Source organism: Legionella quinlivanii (assembly GCF_003265995.1).
Lineage (GTDB): Bacteria > Pseudomonadota > Gammaproteobacteria > Legionellales > Legionellaceae > Legionella_C > Legionella_C quinlivanii_A.
Genome location: NZ_MVJN01000013.1, coordinates 47,573 through 63,812 on the forward strand (window position 1 = coordinate 47,573; position 16,240 = coordinate 63,812).

Consider the following 16,240-nt stretch of genomic DNA (forward strand, 5'->3'; position numbering starts at 1 on the left):
TGTCTAAACGCGAGGAGAAGAAGTCATGCGTGATGAGCCCAATTTCAAACATTATACCCGTGGTGGTCAAATTAGTTTTCACAATCTGCGGATGTGGGATCAAATCACCAAGACATTAGTCTGGGTCTGCCTTTTCTTATGGGTAGTTTTAACGGGGATAATCACCTGGCTGGTGACAACACCTGAGAATCTGGCCCAGGCACTTGCCTATTATTATGCGTGCTTTCTTAATCTGGTAGGAAAAAAATACACATTCACGCTGTCTTTTCATGGAAAACTCTATCGGCAGACGGTGGATTCAATGTTGCACTATCCCTATTTCAAAGCAAATGCCCAACACATGGTGGATTTACTGGGGCAGTCGTCCTTGGTCGCTTTTTTCCTCTCATTGGTTTTAGGGTTATTACTGGCTTTTTATTTTGTTCGACGCGGCAAGGCGCAGCGTGCCAACCAATTCATTAGAGGTAGTCGTATCGATACGGCCGACCATCTAAGCCAGCAAATCATCGAGAAAAAAGAGAACTCGGATATCACCATCGATGGGTTCCCGCTCAAGGCACATAGCGAAGTCCAGCACCTCTTAGTGCATGGAACCGTGGGTACTGGAAAAAGCCAACTGATTATGAAAATTCTGGATGCCTTGCGCAAAAGGGGGGATCGAGTGATTGTCTATGACAAGGGCTGTGCCTTAATTCCCCATTATTTTGACGCGAATCACGATGTTATTTTAAATCCCTTTGATGCCAGATGCCCTAATTGGGATATGTGGCTTGAGGCGCCTCGTGATTCCGATTTTGAAAACATGGCAGAAAGCCTCATTCCAATGCACGGGGAATCCGATCCCTTTTGGGTGAATGCAGCACGCACTGTATTTTCTTCAGTAGCCGCCAAGATGCGCAAAGATAACGACCGCTCGATTGAGAAGCTACTTAAGTTATTACTCACAGGAGAATTTACGCAATTAGAGGACTATCTCAAAGGAACCGCAGCAGCAACGTTAGTCAGCGGAAAAATCGAAAAAACGGCCATTTCCATTCGCTCGGTGATTACCACCTATTTAAAATCACTTACCACCTTATCCGGCCTTAATACCTCCTCAAATCCGTCGTTTTCCATTCGTGATTATATTTTGGAGGATGATAACAAAGGATGGCTTTTCATCTCTTCCAATGGCGAGCAACACAAGTCGTTAAAGCCTTTAATGTCGATGTGGCTGGCAATGGCTTCCTTGACACTGTTAAGTCTCACTCCAAACCCCGAGAGACGTATTTGGTTTATCTGCGATGAGCTGCCTTCTTTGCACAAGCTGCCTTTGCTTGGTGAAACCATTGCGGAAGTCCGAAAATTCGGCGGTTGCTTCTTATTAGGCATGCAAAGCTTCTCGCAGCTTACCAAAGTCTATGGCCAATCGGGCGGAGCCAAGGAGTTATTCGATTTATTAAACACGCGGTTTTTCTTTAGAAGCCCAAGCGCTGATATGGCACGTCTCGTTGCCAGCGAACTCGGCGAGGAAGAAATTGAAGAATCGCGCGAAAACTATTCCTATGGCGCCAATAGTATTCGGGATGGTATTTCCCTTGGTAGCCAACGGGTCACACGTCCGATTGTTTCCTATCCGCAAATCTTGGAGCTTAACGATTTAAATTGCTTTGTGCGCTTGCCAGGAAGTTATCCCATCACTCAACTCACGTTAAAACATCAGGAGAGGCCCAAGCATTTCAAGGGCTTTGTCGAGCGCGAATTCACTATGGAGCAGACCATTCAACAGGTTATTGAAGAGAGCAAGAACGCCGAGGCAGAAAGCGTGTCTGGTGTCAAAAAGCAACGCTACAAACAACCCATGGATGTCGAGTTTGAAGTCTAGGCAAAGGAGAGACTATGTTAAGCATACAACCACTCAAGTCAGCACAGGGGGCTGCAGACTATTATGCGGCTGCATTTAATTATTATGCCGGTGATGCCCAGGCCTTACGTTGGCTTGGCCAGGGTAGTGTGCAATTGGGGCTGTCCGGTACTGTGCAAAAAGAACAAATGCTAGCGCTTCTGGAAGGGAAATTACCCAATGGTCAAACATTAAAAAATAAAAAAGGGGAACACCGTCCTGGTTTTGACATGACCTTTTCAGCCCCTAAAAGTGTGTCCATTTTGTCAGGATTAGGCGCCGATCCCAATCTATCCCTTCTCCATGATAAGGCGGTTGAAAAGGCACTTCGTCTCATTGAGAAAGAATTTTCGCAAGCCCGCGTGGTCATTCAGGGCAAAGTGCACTATGTCGATACGGGAAATCTTGTGGTTGCAGCGTTCAGACAGCCTTCTTCACGTGCCAATGATCCGGCTTTGCATACGCATTGCGTCACACTGAATATCACCTTTACCCCCGCAGATGGAAAGGCACGTTCCCTGGCCTCCGATATCAACGGTCATTTCGGGGTCGTTGAGCAATTGCAACAGCATGTGACCTATGCCGGCCTTTTATACCGCACTGAACTCGCCAATTTATTAAAAGAGCAAGGCTATCGGCTTCGCGATGTGGGAAAAGGGATGTTTGAAATTGATGGGATCCCCGAGGAGGTATTAAAGGCGTTTTCCACACGCCGTCAAGCCATTGAAGAAAAAATGCAAGAAAAGGGCTGGGAAGGAGCACGCCTGGCTAGCAAAGCAACGCTCTTAACCCGGAATGCCAAGGAAGAACATGATATAGCCATTTTACAAGCGGATTGGCAACAGCGAGCTGAACAGTTGGGCTTCGATGCGTCAGCGTTTATTATCTCACACAAGGATTTAGCCGAATCCTCCAAGACCGCCGGTTTTTTCACAGTGATCAAAGAAAAACTCCTTGAGCGTTTTTATGGAAAACAGGATTTAATCGAATTGAAAGCAAAAGAAGCGGTCTTTGTTGCCATAGAGGCTCTTTCCCAACAAACCAGTGTGTTTGAAGTAAGGCAATTAAAGGAAGCGGCCCTTAAACATAGCCTAACAGGTGCCACAGTGGTTCCCATTGACGTGATTGATGCAATGATTGCGACGCATATTAAGAACGGGTTGCTTTATCAGGCCGTAGATCCCATTACCAAGCGCTCTATGCTGACTACGCCATGGGCGCTCACATTAGAAACAGAAACCCTAGCCCGTATTGAGTTGAATCAAGGGCTATTAAACCCGATTGCCACTACGCATGCCGTCTTGCAGGCCCAAAAACACCATGAAGCCAATTCCCCTTTTCCTCTTACCGCATCCCAGAAAAGCGCCTTGATGCATGTGTTTACTTCAACCGACCGCTTCAATGCCGTTCAAGGTTATGCCGGTACGGGAAAAACGACCATGCTGCAATTAACCAAAGCGCTGGCTTCTGACAAAGGATGGAATTTAAGAGGGCTAGCTGTTACCAGCAGTGCAGTAAACGAGCTTCGTGATAAAGCGGGAATTCGCTCTGATGTCTTTCCAATCGTTCACCAAGAGCTTCTAAATGCCTCCAGGAACTCCTTGAAGAATACCCTCTATGTTCTGGATGAAGCGTCCATGCTGTCTACCATTCAAGGCCATGAACTGATCAAATTAATCGAGCAAAAAGGGGCAAGGCTCTTATTAACTGGCGATGATGACCAATTGTCCAGCGTGAAGTGTGGCCGCATTTTTGGTCAGGCGCAATCCTATGGGATGGCCACAGTGAAGATGACCGATATTATTCGACAAACCAATGACAAAACCCGGGGGGCTGTAAGAGATGCCATAAACAGGGAGTGCTATGAGTCGATTCAAAAACTCGATGAAGTACGGGAATTTAAAACGCATGATGAACGAATTGAGGCGATTGCTCATCACTGGTTAAATCTATCGCATTCGGTTCGTGAAAGAACGCTTGTTTTTGCGCCAACCCACGCTAACCGCCATGATATTACACACATCATACGCCAAAACCTAAAGGAAGAAGGGACCTTAATCGGTCCAGAGTATGTTATCAATACCTTAAAACCAAAGGCAATTGAAGAGGTCCAATATCATCATACGCAATATTATCAGCAAGGCGATGTGCTGCGTTTTAATTTAAAGCTGCCCAAGTCCGGCATTCAATCAGGGGACTATTTAACGGTTGGAAAAATGACTGCAACGCATCAAGAGAATAAGACGATACCACTCATCAATAGAGAGGGGCGCTCGGTTACCCTTTATTTAAGGGAGTTACCTCAGTATAAGCCTACCCGTGCGGGATTGAATCGTCCCATTGAGTTTTATGAAGCAACTACCCTCTCGCTTTGTGTTCAAGATAAGGTCTTAATTACTCGAAATAACAATCAGGCAGGGCTTGTAAACTCCTCGCTAGCCTCTGTCAAGGCAATGGATGAAAAAACAGTGACGCTTTGTTTTGAAAAAAACAATGAGGAGAAAACATTTCCCCTTGATGCCAACGAATTACAGCATTTGGATCATGGGTATGTGTTAACCAACATGAAAGTGCAGGGGAAGGATAAGCACTATGCCTTGGGATTAATCGAATCTTATAACCAATTTTCAGCGACATTGAGAAACTATTATGTGCAAATTTCTCGAGCCATTTCCCGTATGACGCTCATTACGGATGATAAGAACCAGCTACTCAAAGCCCTGGAATATAATGACGACACAAAAAAATCGGCTCTGGACTATGTAAATAGTGACTTACTGACACGTCACAAAGAACAGTTTGCTAATCATCCAAAGGCCATGGATGTGAACGCCATTACCCATAAGAAAGCGCAAAATGATGAGGTGGTGAAACAAAAGCAGACGCTGATTAATCACTATAGTGAGGCTAAGGAAAAGCAAAAAACCGCACCGGCTTGCAAAATAGCCTGGCAAATCGCCACCGACGAGACGCTTAGGCGAATGGCAAGGCATCAATTGGGCATCTCTGAAAGTATCATACGACAAGACGCATTGAAATTCGCTACAATGAAGTGGTTAAACGGATTAAGCCCTGAGGAGCGAGAAAAAGCGTTAACGGTTAAAGCATACCTTAATGCTTGTTTAAATACCCAGAAAGGCTGGAAATCAGTGCATGATGGAAATCGCAGCCCCCTGCAAAAATCAAAAGCGACGGCGTGGTCTGAAACCAGAAACGCACTGGCTCATCGCATCACCGAACGAATTGAAGAGTACATCACTTCTTTGCACCATTTTTCAATTGGCAAACTTAACCGCTTAGGGATTTCGCAATACCGTATTGAAAAAGCAGAAGAGAGAGCCTATGCGAGGCTTCACAATTTAAGTGTTCACGCTGAAAAACACCAAAAGGGGCTCACCGTCGCTTCATTTTTTAAGGAAGAAGACCCAAAGACAAAAGAGTCACTCGCATTAGTGCTTAAAAATCAGTCCAAGGCGATTCATCCGCATTTAATTCGTTTCGCTGAAAAGACCAACAAATCGCTCGATGGCTTGTGGCGTGAAATAAACCAACAGGCCAGAAAGCGGGAAGAAGATCTCTTTAGAGAGGGGCTTAATCTTGAGGAGCAAGCGCTTTTTGATACCGTTAAAACCTACCAGTCACTGAATAAAGAACTGGCTGTTCATTATGCCAGCTCTCTTTATGCCTTACAGACCGGAAAGGAACTCTCAGAGACCGTTGTGGAAGCCCAGCAAAAGGCTGCCACTCTAAGAAATCAGATTGCGTCTAACCTTCTCGGCAATCCCTCCGCTAATAAAGTATTGAGCGTCCTAAAGGTAGATGAGAACAAACTACTGAAACAGGCGGCTAACCATGATAAAAGGGAAACGGTTCTCCAATTTCAACAATCCGCTTCGAACTTTAAGCAGAAAAAAGAGACTGCTTTGGTCATCGCATCGGATATCAAAGGCCATTATCCATTTATAAAGGAGTTGGGTGTCAATACAAACTCATTAAATGCCTTCATGCGAATCGAAGCGCGAAGTGTCTTTATCAATGAACTCAATGAGGCGCAAAAGCGTGATTTTCGCAACGTCATGCAGTACAAACTGATTAGTCAAAAAGCCAGTAGCGCTTGGAAACGCATTTTTTCACTACAGGCACAAGGGCAGGGCGTTAATGAACTCCGTATGATTCAAGCCCAGCAATTAACCGCTAAACGCGACAGTCTGGCCTTTCGCATACATCAGAATGTATCAATACACGGTTTTTGTGATCGGGAAAAGTTAGATCCTCTTAAAATTGAACAACATGCAAAACAGCATGGCGCGCGTCAACAGACCCTTATTCAATTAAACGAAACCAAAGACAAACTCTTCAAACAATTAGAAAGTCGTGCAGAGGGCATGAGTAAGCTCGAGTCTGCGCACTGGCATAAAGCCTGGGCAGAATTAAAAACGAATCTACATCGACTCGCTAAAAAGGAAGCTCTTTACCACGCTGCCATTGGTGAGCTGAAGAAGCCTCTGGATTTTACCGACTCGCAAAAGCTTTTAATGAGTCGGTATGAACTGAATAATAACTCCAATAAGGATATTATCGCTGAGAAAACAACGAGCAAGACTCTACCAGGAAAAATCAGGGACTTCTTCGATGCCGCAACGATTATTGACGCATTAGCCGAAAATCCTATTGAGACTTATCGCGCCATCTTTGGGGAGCCAAAGAAGATCACCTCCAAAGAAATGCGCTTCTCAGGGGGGCTGATTGTCTCCTTGAAAGGAAAGAAGGCAGGGTTTTGGTATGATTTTTCAGAAGGACATGGGGGAAACCCGCTTTCGGCTATTATGAAAGAGCGAGGACTGTCCTTTCAGGAGGCTTTAAGAGAAGGCGCTGCAATTGCCGGGATTTCAGGAGTAGCCAGTTGGCCACCAATGCGGAAAGAAAAGCCACTGGATTTAATCGACGTAAAGGAAGAAAAAAATAAAATTATCTCCGCAAAAAGCATTCTGAAAGGGGGTATTCCTATTTCAGGTACTTTGGCAGAAACGTATTTAAAAGTGCATCGCGGTATTGAAAATCCTGAACAACTCAATGTTCTATTTTGGCCTAAGGGCGCTCTGTGGAAAGCAACCGATGATAACGGAAATCTTTATGAGAAGACAAATAAAATACCCGCCTTGTTAATTGCGGCTAAGAATGCCAAAGGAGAAATCACGGGTGTACAACGGATTTATTTGGATGAGAAAACGGGTAGAAAAAATACCTTTATGGAGACTGCTAAGTTATCCAAAGGAAAAATAGAAGGAAGTGCCGGATTATTGCAAAAAGGTGAAAAATTCGGAACGTTGTATTTAGCAGAGGGACCTGAGACGGGAGCCACACTGGCCATGGCAAATCCTAAGGCCAGTGTGCTGGTTTCCTTTGGCTTATCCAACTTGAAAAACTTAAACGAGCTTATTAAAAAACTCTATCCCAGTGAAGTGATTATTGCAGGGGATAATGATTCCGCAGCCAAGAATGACACGTTAAAAATAACAGAGGATGCAAGAGCGTTTTTAGCTACGAAGGGAATAATATCGACGCTTATTATCCCGAACACTATTGCGGGAAGAGATAAAACCGACTGGAATGATGTTCATCAACTCCAAGGATTAAACCAGGTGAAACAGCAGCTCGGCTTAATCGAAGAAAAGCAGGTCCTTCATAAAACAGTGATACGGCACCATAATGAACAATTAAATCAAATAGAACAGTACGTGAAGCATTTCGCCGATGGCTCAAATCTACTCCCTAAAATGGTCTTGCCAGGAGCGTATAGTAGAGACCATTTGAAATCCATTTACTCGACGATTGATAAAGCGAATAACGCGCCTCAAAAAGTATCGGAAACCAAGCAAAAAAAGCACTATGATAGTAAGCAGAAAAGCATGGATATGGAGATTTAAATTGCCATGACTAAAGCTCTTCTGGTGCAATTCCCATGAGTTCCTGGTATTTATTAATGGATAAATCCATCAATTTTTTAAACTCCTCCTGGCCATAGTCCATTTGTTTAGACGCTATATTTTTTAACAGCGCATTCATTTGAATCATGAGCTTAAAGCAGTGCTTTTCAATTTCAGAAAATTGGTCTTCTGCGCTTTGGTATTCCTGGCTTTTTTCCGTCACCATTAATCCAATTTCGGTCATTTTGGTGATAGTATACGAAAGCGAATCGTCGTTATCGCCTGCATATTTAATGAGTTTTGCATAGAGCGCATTGGGTAAAGTGATGGTGACTCGAGGCATGGAAATCTCCTTTTACAATATTATTCCGTGATGCACATGCGATGAACTGGCTGATGCATGGGTGCTGCATCAATAACCTGTACCAACATTGTATTCTAAAATGAAATGCTGCACCAGAGATTTATGGTGATGCATTTGTGATGCACCTCTTTGATTAAAATGGCGTCATTTTCCAGCCGCTGTGTAATACATGTTGACCATTCACAGACCAGCTATAGGCTATTTCTGCAAGCCGATGGGTATTTTCGAAATAATTAATAAAAATCAATTGTTTACAAATTAGCATTTCAATGCGAAAGGTGTGCTTGTTTTTAAAGTTGTTATCTTTTCTTGTTGTTTAGAGGGCCGTTTTTTGTTAAAGGTTATTTGCTCTTTTAAGCGCACATCAATTGCGCGCTTGTGATTGACTCGCTATATAATTTTCTTTACTATGAATTGATGATGATTAAATGGAATTTAATATGATCTTGCTGCCAATCTTTTTCGTCTTTTGTTTTGTAGCGATCACTTATTTAAATTATAAGGATCACAAAGCAGGTCGTTTGCATCGGGAAATGGGAACGAATCAAATCGAACAAACGGAATATAATCCTGCAACAGGTTTGCCCATGATAGGGGCATTGGACAGCATGAGCAATTCAATGGGTTCTAGTGCATCCGACAGGGATAATTATTGGAATCATGATTATCATCGTCATTCAACGCTTGATAGCAGCAGCTATGATTCATTTGGCAATCGCTACTGAAGAAAATTACAATTGGCTATGCATAGATTCAGGATTGATATAATTCATTAATGCAGCGAATAAATGGCGTAAAATTTGATAAGACCTCAATTTTTATTATTGATCTTATCAAATTTAGGCTTCGTAGTGGCTATCAATAATCAAAGTAATAAATATAAACTACCGTTTGTTATGGAATTCAAAAAATGTCAGTACAATTTAAATTAACTCCCAATCCCCAAAGAACCCCCCATTCGTTTTAATTAAATCTTCAACAACATGCATTTCTAAACCATCTCCCAATGCATTCCAACCCGTCAAATCCTTGGCTGTCTGTAAAGCATTTTCATTAACAAAATAAACTCTTGGCACTCCATAAGTCCATATGATCCCCTCAACACCATCAAGTGTTACACCCTCAAACCCCCAATCATCCATTTCTTGTTCAGGATTATTGCGACCATGATATAATCTTATTTTCATAAATGTCCTTAATTTGATGCTTGTTTTCGCTCTTATGAGGTGAACAAAGGAGGACCTTTGTTCACCCATGAGAAACTATCTTTTTATTTCCATCATTTTTTCAGTAAGAGTCCACAAAGCACGATTTAATCTGACATTTTGATCAATGGCTTTTACTTCTCTGGTTTTTGTACGAGTGGTATAACCGTATTTATTGAAACGATGACCACGGATCCCGCCTTTAATTAAATTTTCTTGAAGGATATTGAACACGGTAAATAGATCATTATCTGTTTGATCCCTATAACGCCTTGGTTGCAATAAACTCTGAGGATTAACGCTCATGTCTCCCTCTGTATCCGAGAATTTTAGTGAATGGGCTGCTTCGGCAAAAATCATTTTTTCCTCATCGTTCAGAAGAATTGAAGCCATATCATCCGATGCATCAAGCATGTTATTCGCCGTTTCTATCACCTTATAGGTGCCTTCAATAACATTTCCAATCACGTCGCCCTGATGTTTAATTCTGATTTCGTCATACGATTGTCCTGCAATCAGTCCATTACCACAGACAACCCTGAAAAGACCAGCGATTAAGCGATAGGATGACAAACCGTCATGAGAATTAATGAGAACCAGTTCTGGGTAAAGTCCCTGATTATTTTGCATGACATCATGGCGTTGAAAACGAAGCATGTGTTTTGCAAATATTTTAGATTCTTGGTTCTGGCTTTTGGTCTGAGTTGCCCAAGTGGGGAAAAACCCTTCTGACATGAGTTTATCAATGACTTGCTCGGTTGAGATGGGCGAATACTTGGTACTCGTTTGATGAGATTTTGCTTGCGTGAAGATGGATGGCGCTAATTTGAATAATTTTTCTTTTGATAAGACGGGTAACATGTTGTTCTCCTATGTTTTTACTATTGTTCTCAAGGAACAGATACAGTATCGCAAGAATACCAATGAATGTCAACATGTATTATCAACTTATATGACAAATAAATCTTATCAAATAAGTTGAATATGTTCTGGGGTTTGTTATACTGTTCTTGTCTTCATGACCAATAGTAAAAACATAGGAGAACACAATGACTATTCCAGAACATATTCAACAACAACTGCTCCATACCAACAAAGCGATCGTCTGGTCGTGGGGAGTATCTAAATGGTATGAGCTTTCAGATAACGCTCTCGCAATGAGAGTTCACGCGCGTTACTTAGATGGTTTTGTGTGTATAGAACTGGATGAAGCCCGAGACTTATACAATATTTCCTTTTATTTGAATAAAGATTTTCAAGACTTGATCATAGGGCCACAAATTCCCTATAAGCCGATGAAGGGGGTTTATTGCGATCAACTCGTTGAATTCATAGATAATAGAATTGAAAAAATACCGGATTATAAATATTGATATCATCCCTCCTTTAAGGGGGAATGTATTAACAGGAGCCGCCTCATGAAAAAATTATCGTTTGCCGTGAAGGCAAACATGAACAAACCGCCTAGAGTTCATGTGCAATCAGCTGATAAAAAGACAACCTATGGTTCATTTCAAGCAAATCACTGCAATGAATTTGACAGCTGGGATAAATTAAGCCAGGAGGAAGCCATTGAGTTAAAACATTACATGAATAATCTGGAGGCGATTGAGCATTATTTCTCTACAAAGGCACTGTCTGAACAAAAAGATTTTAGAATCAGGTTGCCGGGCAGCTTTATTGACGCTATTGACGAGTTGGGTATGCTTTGCCTTAAAGAACATATTAACTTGAATGTGTATGATGCTATGATCAGTGCAGCTATTGGGCAACTTAAAATAAATACAGCAAGCCTCCCTGATGACAAAAAGCAGCATGCACTGGCCATTCTTAATCAGCTGGGGCTGTCCGAGAATGTAAAGGCAGACGTGTCATTTAAAATTCAAGCCGTATTTGCTGAGCTACTATCCATACACAATAAATCAGAAAAACTGCACCAAAAAGCCAGAACTCTTTTTAACAAAGATAAAAGTATTGCTCCCAAAACTATTGAAGAGATCGCAAAAGGCGAATTATCCACCTCTAAATGGTTGGTGGCTTGTGCAATTGAGATTTTACTAGAAGAAAAGCCAGATGTGGTGCAAAAAATATTATCTGATAGCGATATCTTGTTTTTATGGGCAACGCCATTATTAAAAAATCATAGACCCCTTAATGAGCTGCGCTTATACCTTGGCTCTTTAAATAACGCTGAAGCGTTAAGTAAGAAACTAAATGCCATGGCTAATTTTAGTTAAAATTCTTTTTAAAATATCACATTTATGCTATAAATATTATGATAATAAAATTTTACCAAAAACAATCGGGCAAGAACCCCGTGGCGGAATTTCTAAACGATTTGCCGTCTGACGAAATCGCGCGGCTTGCCGGCTGTTTAAAAAGTGTTGAAGAGCTGGGCTTTGATAGTCCAAGAGTACAGTTCAGGCAGATAAAAGGCTCGCTTTGGGAAATTAAAATTAAAACATCCCGCAGTGGTTACCGTTTTTTTTACGTGTGTATTCAAAAAGAAATCATTGTTCTTTTGCATGCTTACAAAAAACAATCGCAGAAAGCACCCAAGCAAGACATTGAACTGGCTGAAAAACGAATGATGGAGGTATACGATAATGAAAGCACTTACCTTAAATGAATTTATTGACGACAAAATTAAACAGGATGAAGAATTTGCCAAACACTATGAGCGTGAGCAAATTATTAATAATATAGCTGCAATGATTGTAAATGCCCGTAAAAAACGCCATATGACCCAATCCGAATTGGCTAATAAAATTGGAACTAAACAATCGGTCATTTCTCGTCTGGAAAGCGGCAATAGTTCATTTATTCCCTCTTTGGAAACCTTGGTTAAGATTGCTGATGCACTGAACATGCATTTAAAACTACAATTACAGGCTTAATTTTCACAGGGCGGGTTTTTAAATTTTTCAGGAGTTATAAGTTGGAGCACTTGGCTTATGCATTCTGGGATCGACAGAGGTATTAACATGGAAATAATATCCGTTAAGAAATGGGAAATTCAAATAGAACAAAAATTATTCTATTCTGATTTAAGGGCAATGCTTGATGGGGTTGAGGCTGGTGAGATAACTATGAGTTATGTGGACAAATGGCTTGCGCACAGAGGATACCGATTAAATTGGGAAAACTATGATTTAGAAAAAGTATTAAAACATTAGCCTTACAAAGCGAAGATGTTTATCTAATATAATTTTTTTGAGGTTAGTTATGTCAGATAATGTTGTTTGGATTTTTAAAAACGTAAAGAAGAGTCTGGTAGAACAGCAAAATGAGATGCTTTTAAGCTTAGGCCAAGGTTGTGAAGAAGATGCTTTTGATCAATTTATAAAAAATTATGATTTCGGGAAACTACCGCGAGAGCAACCAACTGTAACGTTAGAAGATGAAATTGTGAAGGCATTCAGCAAAAACAGCCACTATGATGAGTGGTTACATTACATCAGTCAAATGAAGTCTGATATGGATAAAAATTTGAAGGACAAATCCACTGTTGTTCTCACCTATAAAGAGTGGCTCATCGAATTTTTTAAACAGCGAAATTTACTCAGAGAACTCTAATCAGAATACACCTATTTTAGGTGATGCTTACAAACTGATTGAAATTTGCACTCTATTTTGAATTTTATTTTAAGTTCAGTGCGTTGTCAGTGTAGCGTATCCAAGATATTGGCTATAACTAATGAATTAGTCGAGGAAAATTTACTGTCGATACATAGACTGATAGCATTAATCGTTCTGCTTAATAGTGAGGCAAAAGGAATTACCGATCGGAAGACGACTTGAATAGCTCAATTTATTATCTATATCCAATTTTGTCTGCATGCAGACATTATTCTTGGATGCTATATAATTGTGTCTGCGCGCAGACACAATTAAGAGGTAAAAAATTGGATAAAGAATTGTCCCACATAAATGAAGATCAATTATATTCTGATGTGAGCCAATTGATTGAGATCACCCGGCAAAAAACGTTACATGAAGTGAATAGGGCAGGGGTCTTACTGTATTGGCATATAGGCCGCCGGATAAATCGCGATATATTAAAATGCAGTAGAGCGGAGTATGGCGCGAACATTATAAAAACTCTGGCAGAAAAATTACAAACAGCATTTGGAAGAGGATTTGGGGTTCGAGTTATACATCGATGCGTACAATTTGAAAGATTTTTTTCAGATGAGAAAATAGTTTTATCGTTAAGCGAGCATCTCAAATGGACTCATTTTGTCTCTTTGTTAAACATAACCAATCAGCTTAAAAGAGAGTTTTATGCCGAAATGTGCCGTGTTGAAAAATGGAGCACAAGGGAATTAGCAAATAGAATTGATGAGATGTTATTTGAGAGAACGGCTATTGCTAAGAAACCTGAGGAGATAATTGAAAAGGAAATTTTGAAATTAAGGGAAACGCATGTGCCGGATACAGATTTTATCATTCAGGACCCTTACATATTTTCTTATTTGAATGCGGAAGTATTAAAAGACGAGAAAACACTAGAAGATGCTATCTTAAGTTGTAATGGTCAAGTAAATTCGGACACTTATTTAAACAACTTACTAAACAAAATTCATCCCTGCTGACGCACCACTTCCGCGGTTTGTCGACTCCTCAATCCCGCGCAGTCACAGCGCTCCTGATTGAGCAGTTTCAAGCGATTCTCTGATAAAACTCCTGTTCAAACGCTAACGGTGTTTTATAGCCTAAAGTTGAATGAAGCCGTCTACCATTATAAAAGGCAAGATAGTCAATCACGGCAAGCTTGGCACAGGCTTTAGTAGCGAATCGATGGTAATTCAAGGATTCATATTTGATGCTGCGAAAAAAACGCTCTGTAGGGGAGTTATCCCAACAATTGCCTTTGCGACTCATACTCTGCTGCATATTCATTAATTTCAATAGCTCCCGGTACTCATAACTCGCATATTGACTGCCGCGATCTGAGTGGTGCAGTAATCCTGGAGAGGGTTTTTTGCGCCAAAACGCCATCCGCAGAGCTTTGGAGCTCAAAGATGTGCGCATATGGACATCGACTGCCCAACCGATGATTTGGCGTGAATACAGGTCCATAACGACTGCAATATACATCCAGCCCTCCAAAGTCCATACATAACTAATATCCGTGGTCCAAGCCTGATTCGGAGCAGTCACCTTAAATTGGCGATTCAAAAGGTTAGGGGCCAGTTCGAACCCATGCCGACTATCCGTCGTTTGTTTGAACCGCTTTGGATAACGTACAGTTAGCCGCAGCTTTTCCATTATCCGACGAACTTTGTAACGCCCCACGGGAAATCCCTGGGCAGTTAATTCCTTGGCTAGTCGTCTGGAACCATATGTATTTTTACTGTCTCCAAAGAGTGCTTTCAATTTAGCCTCAAGCATTGTGTCTTGTGGTTTGGGATGGTGGCCCTTAGAGTACCAGCGATAATAAGCACTTCGGCTAACTTGCATCATTTTGCATAACAGTTTAATCGAATAGGCTTTCTCTTGCTCTTTGATAAATTCATATTTTATTTCTGTTCTTGAGCAAAGAAAGCGGCGGCCTTTTTTAAAATTTCTCTCTCCATTCTGAGCTTGTTATTTTCTTTTCTGAGGCGTAACAACTCTTCGCGTTCGTTTAAGCTCAGCTGAGAGCCTGAGGTACTAGCCCCTTTCTTTTCAGCCCCTTTTTCCATACTAACCCATTTCCTTAGGGCACTAATCGAAACACCTAAACTTGTGGCTGCTTCTGGAATGCTATAGCCTTTTGATAGCACCAATTGAACAGCATCCTGTTTGAATTCTAAACTAAAATACGGCCTCTTTCTTTGATTCATTACTTCACTCCTATTGGTTATATTTTAACCTATAAAAGTGTCCAGGCATATTAGACCACTACAAGTGATATAGAAGAATTCTTATTAAGCATGGGAAAAGGATTTACCTTTCAAGAACGCCAGAAAGTAATTGAAATAGATGGGGATTTTTTCAAAATAGATTTATTGATGTTTCACAGAAAATTGCGATGTATGATAGCAATTGAATTAAAAAAAGGTAAATTTAAAGCTGCAGATAAAGGACAAATTGAATTATATTTACGGTGGCTTGAAAAGCATGAAATGCAGCCAGGAGAAAATCCTCCTATTGGAATTGTGCTTTGCTCAGAAAAATCTGATGAGAGGGTTGAATTATTACAATTAGAGAAGAGTGGTATTAGAGTTTCTCAATTTATTACAGAACTACCCCCAAAAGAAATATTTCAAAAAAGATTACATGATGCTATTGAGCGTGCTAGAGAAAAAGAAACAAGTCAAAAGTTGTTAGATTAAGATTAAATTTATTAATCTCTGCTATACCTAATTTGAATTCTCAAAGCAACAGGGCCACAATGTACCCTCTTAATAAGAGGGTACATCAAATGCTTTGGAATGATAAATTGAAACTATCGACGCACATCAAAATTATTTGTTAATATCTAACTAAATTGGACAATTTATTGCTCATCGTGTTAAAATTCAAACCTTGATTTTGCAGGTGAGTATTTTTTGATGAAAAAATTGGTGTTAATTCTATTGGCTAGTTATTTGCTCCCTTTTTCTTCATCTTACGCAGAAAAAATTATTTGCCCTCAATCAATCACATGTAACTATGAAGAGGGATCCTGTGATATTTCTAGTGATTGGTTCTATGTCAATGCCACTATTCCCGAAATAGAGTTACCAGGAGACCCTATCCCACTAGCAGTTATAGGTGCAAGTGCTAATCCTGATAGCTCCTTAGGATATCGTTTTCCTCCAAGTAGAAATTTCTATACTTTACGATGTACATATCTATATGGTAAAGGAGCAAATATTATTCTTTCCAGATAGGG

At 40.8% G+C, this 16,240-nt stretch carries 17 protein-coding genes; 12 read left to right on the forward strand and 5 right to left on the reverse strand.

The annotated features are described in order from the left end of the window. The first annotated feature begins 25 nt into the window (after window positions 1-25). Window positions 26-1,864: a type IV conjugative transfer system coupling protein TraD gene (traD, locus tag B1207_RS14500; protein WP_112220615.1), complete on the forward strand. Its 1,839-nt coding sequence runs from the start codon at window positions 26-28 to the stop codon at window positions 1,862-1,864. Window positions 1,865-1,878: 14 nt separating this feature from the next. Continuing rightward, entirely contained in the window at window positions 1,879-7,809 is a 5,931-nt protein-coding gene (gene mobF, locus B1207_RS14505; RefSeq protein ID WP_112220616.1) for a MobF family relaxase, read from the forward strand. A gap of 10 nt (window positions 7,810-7,819) precedes the next feature. On the opposite strand, the gene B1207_RS14510 is transcribed toward mobF, so the two are convergent. Further along, entirely contained in the window at window positions 7,820-8,152 is a 333-nt protein-coding gene (locus B1207_RS14510) for a hypothetical protein (protein WP_112220617.1), read from the reverse strand. Between the two features lie 449 nt (window positions 8,153-8,601). Here B1207_RS14510 and B1207_RS14515 point away from each other — a divergent pair, with 449 nt between their 5' ends. Continuing rightward, window positions 8,602-8,898 carry a hypothetical protein gene (locus tag B1207_RS14515; RefSeq protein ID WP_146740074.1) on the forward strand — a complete coding sequence of 99 codons (297 nt, stop codon included), beginning with the start codon at window positions 8,602-8,604 and terminating at the stop codon, window positions 8,896-8,898. A gap of 198 nt (window positions 8,899-9,096) precedes the next feature. Here B1207_RS14515 and B1207_RS14520 read toward each other — a convergent pair whose 3' ends face one another. Next, window positions 9,097-9,360 carry a hypothetical protein gene (locus tag B1207_RS14520; protein ID WP_112220619.1) on the reverse strand — a complete coding sequence of 88 codons (264 nt, stop codon included), beginning with the start codon at window positions 9,358-9,360 and terminating at the stop codon, window positions 9,097-9,099. Between the two features lie 75 nt (window positions 9,361-9,435). Beyond that, window positions 9,436-10,239, reverse strand: a complete 804-nt coding sequence (locus tag B1207_RS14525) for a DUF932 domain-containing protein (RefSeq protein WP_112220620.1) — start codon at window positions 10,237-10,239, stop codon at window positions 9,436-9,438. 188 nt (window positions 10,240-10,427) lie between these two features. Between B1207_RS14525 and B1207_RS14530 the strand changes: the two genes are divergently transcribed. The 7 genes from B1207_RS14530 to B1207_RS14560 all read left to right on the forward strand — a co-directional run bounded on the left by B1207_RS14530 (window position 10,428) and on the right by B1207_RS14560 (window position 13,973). Beyond that, window positions 10,428-10,751, forward strand: coding sequence for a hypothetical protein (locus tag B1207_RS14530; RefSeq protein ID WP_112220621.1), 324 nt, complete (start codon window positions 10,428-10,430; stop codon window positions 10,749-10,751). Window positions 10,752-10,796: 45 nt separating this feature from the next. Next, window positions 10,797-11,615, forward strand: coding sequence for a hypothetical protein (locus tag B1207_RS14535; RefSeq protein WP_112220622.1), 819 nt, complete (start codon window positions 10,797-10,799; stop codon window positions 11,613-11,615). A 38-nt stretch (window positions 11,616-11,653) separates the two neighbouring features. Further along, window positions 11,654-12,007: a type II toxin-antitoxin system RelE/ParE family toxin gene (locus B1207_RS14540; protein WP_058522402.1), complete on the forward strand. Its 354-nt coding sequence runs from the start codon at window positions 11,654-11,656 to the stop codon at window positions 12,005-12,007. Next, on the forward strand, window positions 11,985-12,275 hold the full coding sequence (locus B1207_RS14545) for a helix-turn-helix domain-containing protein (RefSeq protein WP_112220623.1): 291 nt from the start codon (window positions 11,985-11,987) through the stop codon (window positions 12,273-12,275). Before B1207_RS14540 ends, B1207_RS14545 begins: the two co-directional genes overlap by 23 nt. Window positions 12,276-12,362: 87 nt before the next feature. Beyond that, the gene (locus tag B1207_RS14550; protein ID WP_146063047.1) at window positions 12,363-12,554 is read left to right on the forward strand and encodes a hypothetical protein; all 192 of its coding nucleotides are present in this window, start codon (window positions 12,363-12,365) and stop codon (window positions 12,552-12,554) included. 49 nt (window positions 12,555-12,603) lie between these two features. Beyond that, complete coding sequence (locus tag B1207_RS14555) at window positions 12,604-12,954, forward strand: hypothetical protein (protein WP_112220624.1); 351 nt, start codon at window positions 12,604-12,606, stop codon at window positions 12,952-12,954. 329 nt (window positions 12,955-13,283) lie between these two features. Further along, the gene (locus B1207_RS14560; protein WP_172458314.1) at window positions 13,284-13,973 is read left to right on the forward strand and encodes a DUF1016 N-terminal domain-containing protein; all 690 of its coding nucleotides are present in this window, start codon (window positions 13,284-13,286) and stop codon (window positions 13,971-13,973) included. 67 nt (window positions 13,974-14,040) lie between these two features. Here B1207_RS14560 and B1207_RS14565 read toward each other — a convergent pair whose 3' ends face one another. After that, window positions 14,041-14,904, reverse strand: a complete 864-nt coding sequence (locus B1207_RS14565; protein ID WP_112220626.1) for an IS3 family transposase — start codon at window positions 14,902-14,904, stop codon at window positions 14,041-14,043. Further along, window positions 14,901-15,206 (reverse strand): transposase, encoded by a 306-nt coding sequence (locus B1207_RS14570; RefSeq protein ID WP_112220627.1) that lies wholly within the window; start codon window positions 15,204-15,206, stop codon window positions 14,901-14,903. Before B1207_RS14570 ends, B1207_RS14565 begins: the two co-directional genes overlap by 4 nt. A gap of 69 nt (window positions 15,207-15,275) precedes the next feature. Between B1207_RS14570 and B1207_RS14575 the strand changes: the two genes are divergently transcribed. Both B1207_RS14575 and B1207_RS15870 read left to right on the forward strand, forming a co-directional pair. After that, the gene (locus B1207_RS14575) at window positions 15,276-15,698 is read left to right on the forward strand and encodes a PDDEXK nuclease domain-containing protein (protein ID WP_301182697.1); all 423 of its coding nucleotides are present in this window, start codon (window positions 15,276-15,278) and stop codon (window positions 15,696-15,698) included. Between the two features lie 216 nt (window positions 15,699-15,914). Continuing rightward, window positions 15,915-16,238 (forward strand): hypothetical protein, encoded by a 324-nt coding sequence (locus B1207_RS15870; protein WP_146740076.1) that lies wholly within the window; start codon window positions 15,915-15,917, stop codon window positions 16,236-16,238. Window positions 16,239-16,240 lie beyond the last annotated feature (2 nt).

Bases quoted from the DNA above. Each gene is read 5' to 3' on its own strand.
- B1207_RS14530 (WP_112220621.1), top strand. From the start codon at position 10,428: ATGACTATTCCAGAACATATTCAACAACAACTGCTCCATACCAACAAA.
- B1207_RS14535 (WP_112220622.1), top strand. From the start codon at position 10,797: ATGAAAAAATTATCGTTTGCCGTGAAGGCAAACATGAACAAACCGCCT.
- B1207_RS14510 (WP_112220617.1), bottom strand. From the start codon at position 8,152: ATGCCTCGAGTCACCATCACTTTACCCAATGCGCTCTATGCAAAACTC.
- B1207_RS14545 (WP_112220623.1), top strand. From the start codon at position 11,985: ATGAAAGCACTTACCTTAAATGAATTTATTGACGACAAAATTAAACAG.
- B1207_RS14555 (WP_112220624.1), top strand. From the start codon at position 12,604: ATGTCAGATAATGTTGTTTGGATTTTTAAAAACGTAAAGAAGAGTCTG.
- B1207_RS14570 (WP_112220627.1), bottom strand. From the start codon at position 15,206: ATGAATCAAAGAAAGAGGCCGTATTTTAGTTTAGAATTCAAACAGGAT.
- mobF (WP_112220616.1), top strand. From the start codon at position 1,879: ATGTTAAGCATACAACCACTCAAGTCAGCACAGGGGGCTGCAGACTAT.
- B1207_RS14540 (WP_058522402.1), top strand. From the start codon at position 11,654: ATGATAATAAAATTTTACCAAAAACAATCGGGCAAGAACCCCGTGGCG.
- B1207_RS14525 (WP_112220620.1), bottom strand. From the start codon at position 10,239: ATGTTACCCGTCTTATCAAAAGAAAAATTATTCAAATTAGCGCCATCC.
- traD (WP_112220615.1), top strand. From the start codon at position 26: ATGCGTGATGAGCCCAATTTCAAACATTATACCCGTGGTGGTCAAATT.
- B1207_RS14520 (WP_112220619.1), bottom strand. From the start codon at position 9,360: ATGAAAATAAGATTATATCATGGTCGCAATAATCCTGAACAAGAAATG.
- B1207_RS14515 (WP_146740074.1), top strand. From the start codon at position 8,602: ATGGAATTTAATATGATCTTGCTGCCAATCTTTTTCGTCTTTTGTTTT.
- B1207_RS14550 (WP_146063047.1), top strand. From the start codon at position 12,363: ATGGAAATAATATCCGTTAAGAAATGGGAAATTCAAATAGAACAAAAA.